General features: G+C 73.2%; 2 protein-coding genes. Both read left to right on the top strand.

From position 1 onward, the window contains the following. Positions 1-1451 (top strand): multicopper oxidase family protein (locus tag DQW85_RS24800; RefSeq protein WP_162795345.1); only part of this gene is annotated, 1451 nt, incomplete at its 5' end. Positions 1452-1614: 163 nt separating this feature from the next. Then, a partial coding sequence (locus tag DQW85_RS24795) for an AAA family ATPase (RefSeq protein WP_240197405.1) occupies positions 1615-2781 on the top strand: 1167 nt, incomplete at its 3' end.

Here is a 2781-nt window from a genome sequence, read left to right as displayed (position 1 = left end):
CCCTGCTCGCGCCCGCCGTCGTGCTCGGCCTGGCCTACCAGGCCAACCTGGCCGCGCGAGGCGGTCACCACGCCGCGCCGGCGGACTGGGGCAGCGGCGCCGCACACACTCACCAGTCGCCGAGCGGCGGCGCCGTAACCGCCCACCACTCGCCGGGCGGCCGGAGCGTGGACCAGCTCACCGGGCCGCGCGACGGCACGCCGGACGCGCGGTTCACCCTGACGGCCGCGCACGGCAAGGTCCGCCTGGCCTCCGGCCGCGAGATCGACGCGCTCACCTTCAACGGGCAGTCTCCCGGCCCCCAGATCCGCGTACGGCAGGGCCGGCTCGTCGAGGTGACCCTGATCAACACCGACGTCAAGGAAGGCGTGACCGTGCACTGGCACGGCGTGGACGTGCCCAACGCCGAGGACGGGGTGCCCGGCGTCACCCAGGAGGCCGTTCCGCCCGGCGGCAAGCACGTCTACCGGTTCGTCCCCGAGCGGGCGGGCACCTTCTGGTACCACACCCACCGCGACGCCTCCGAGACCGTGCAGCGGGGCCTGTTCGGCTCGCTGATCGTCGAGGACGGCCGGCGGGGTCTGGAGAAAACCGTCTTCACCCACCTGTGGCCGGGCGCCGACAACCCGATCGCGGCCTTCGACACCGCCGACCGGCCCTCGGGCCAGGCCGTGGCCGCGGGCGAGCCCGTCCTGCTCCGGCTGATCAACAGCTCGGAGGAGCCGCATCGCCTGCACGTGGGCGGCACCTCGTATACCGTGACCGCGATCGACGGCAACCGGGTCGAGGGCGCCACTCCGGTCGCCCAGGGGACGGACCTCCTGCTGGCGGCCGGCGGGCGTGCCGATCTCGCCTTCACGATGCCGAAGGGCGCGGTGACGCTGTCCATCGACGTCAACGAGATCCCCAACACCGCCGCGCTGGTCTTCAGCCCGGACGGCAAGGCGCCGCCCGCCGCTCTCGGCCAGGGCCCCCTCTTCGACCCCCTCTCGTACGGAGAAGCGTCCCCGGCGCGGCCGGAAGGCCACGACAGGACCTTCGACCTCAAGCTGGACGACGGCTTCGGCTTCGCCATGGGCGGCTTCACCTACGTGAGCAGCTCGATCAACGGGCGGCTGTATCCGGCCGTGCCCACGCTGATGGTGAACGAGGGCGAGCGGGTGAAGGTCCGCATCGCCAACCGCAGCCTCATCGACCACCCGATCCACTTGCACGGCCACCGGGTCCGGGTCCTGTCGCGCAACGGCGTCCCGGCCACCGGGAGCACCTGGTGGACCGACACGCTCAACGTGGCGCCGGGGGAGGTCTTCGAGATCGACTTCACGGCCGACAACCCCGGCATCTGGATGGACCACTGCCACAACTTCAAGCACGGCGCGGACGGCATGGTCATGCACCTGGCGTACGCGGGAGTCTCCACGCCGTACGCCGAGGACCGCATCCCGGAGTGATCGCGTCCTGACAGTCCCAGTCACCCGCCCCTCGTACGACGGATAGGCACATAAGCCGATTTCGGCTAGTTTGCTCCGTGACGTGCTTCGCTGGGGGCGGCTGAAGTCGCAGGGGCCCCGGCGGCGAGCTAACGGGGACGGAGCCGGCGCCATCATGACACCGTTGAAGACGCGGCCAGACGGAGAGCGCTCCCTCCTTGTCGGCCGGGAGGCCGAGAAGCGGCGGCTGGACGCGCTGATCGGCGCGGCCCGCGACGGCCACGGCGGGGCGCTCGTCCTGCGCGGCGAACCCGGCATCGGCAAGACCGCCCTGCTCGGTCACGCGTGCGACGCCGCCTCGGGGTTCCAGGTCATGCGGGCGTCCGGCGCCGAGTTCGAGATGGAGCTGCCGTTCGCCGCCCTGCACCAGCTCTGCGCGCCGGTGCTCGGCCGGTTGGCGGCGCTTCCGCAGGGGCACCGCAAGGCCCTGGAGGTCGCCTTCGGGCTGGACGCGGGGATCCCCGACCCCTTCCTGGTGGGCATCGCCACGCTGGGCCTGCTGGTCGAGAGCGTGTGCGAACAGCCCCTGCTGTGCGTCGTGGACGACGCGCAGTGGCTGGACGACTCATCGGCCAAGGCGCTGGCCTTCCTCGCCCGCAGGGTGAGCGCTGAACGGATGGCCGTGATCTTCGCGGTACGCGAGCCGAGCCGCCTGCCCGAGCTCGACCTGCTGCCCGGCCTGACCGTCGAGGGGCTGAGCGAGGCCGACGCCCGCGCGTTGCTGGCCGCCGAGATCCGCGCCCCGCTGGACCGGCGGGTGCGCGATCGTATCCTGGCCGAGGCCCGCGGCAATCCCCTGGCGCTGCTGGAGCTCCCCAGGAGCACGGGTCTGGCCGGGATGGCCGGTGGGTTCGCCCTGCCCGCCGCCTCGCCGCTGTCGAGCCGGATCGAGCAGAGCTTCCAGGCCCGTCTGGAGAGGCTGCCAGAGCAGACGCGGCTGCTGTTGATCGTCGCCGCCGCCGACCCGCTCGGCGACCCGGCCCTGCTGTGGCGGGCGGCCGAGCTGCTGGAGCTGGACGTGACAGGCGCCGGCCCGGCGGAGGCCGCGGAGCTGGTCGAGTTCGGCACCCGGGTGCGCTTCTGCCATCCCCTGGTGCGTTCCGCGGTCTACCGGGCCGCCCCTCTGGAGCAGCGCAGGCGGGTGCACCGCGCCCTGGCCACGGCCACCGACCCCGTGGCGGACCCCGACCGGCTGGCCTGGCACCGGGCCCTGGCCAGCTCCGGCCCGGACGAGGACGTGGCCGCCGAGCTCGAACGCTCAGCCGCCCGCGCGCAGGCCCGCGGGGGAGTG

Origin of the sequence: Nonomuraea lactucae (assembly GCF_003313395.1) — a bacterium.
In the GTDB taxonomy this organism is placed as follows: Bacteria; Actinomycetota; Actinomycetes; order Streptosporangiales; family Streptosporangiaceae; genus Nonomuraea; species Nonomuraea lactucae.
Note: the sequence above shows the minus strand (reverse complement) of the source record. Positions and strands in the feature narration are given on the sequence as shown.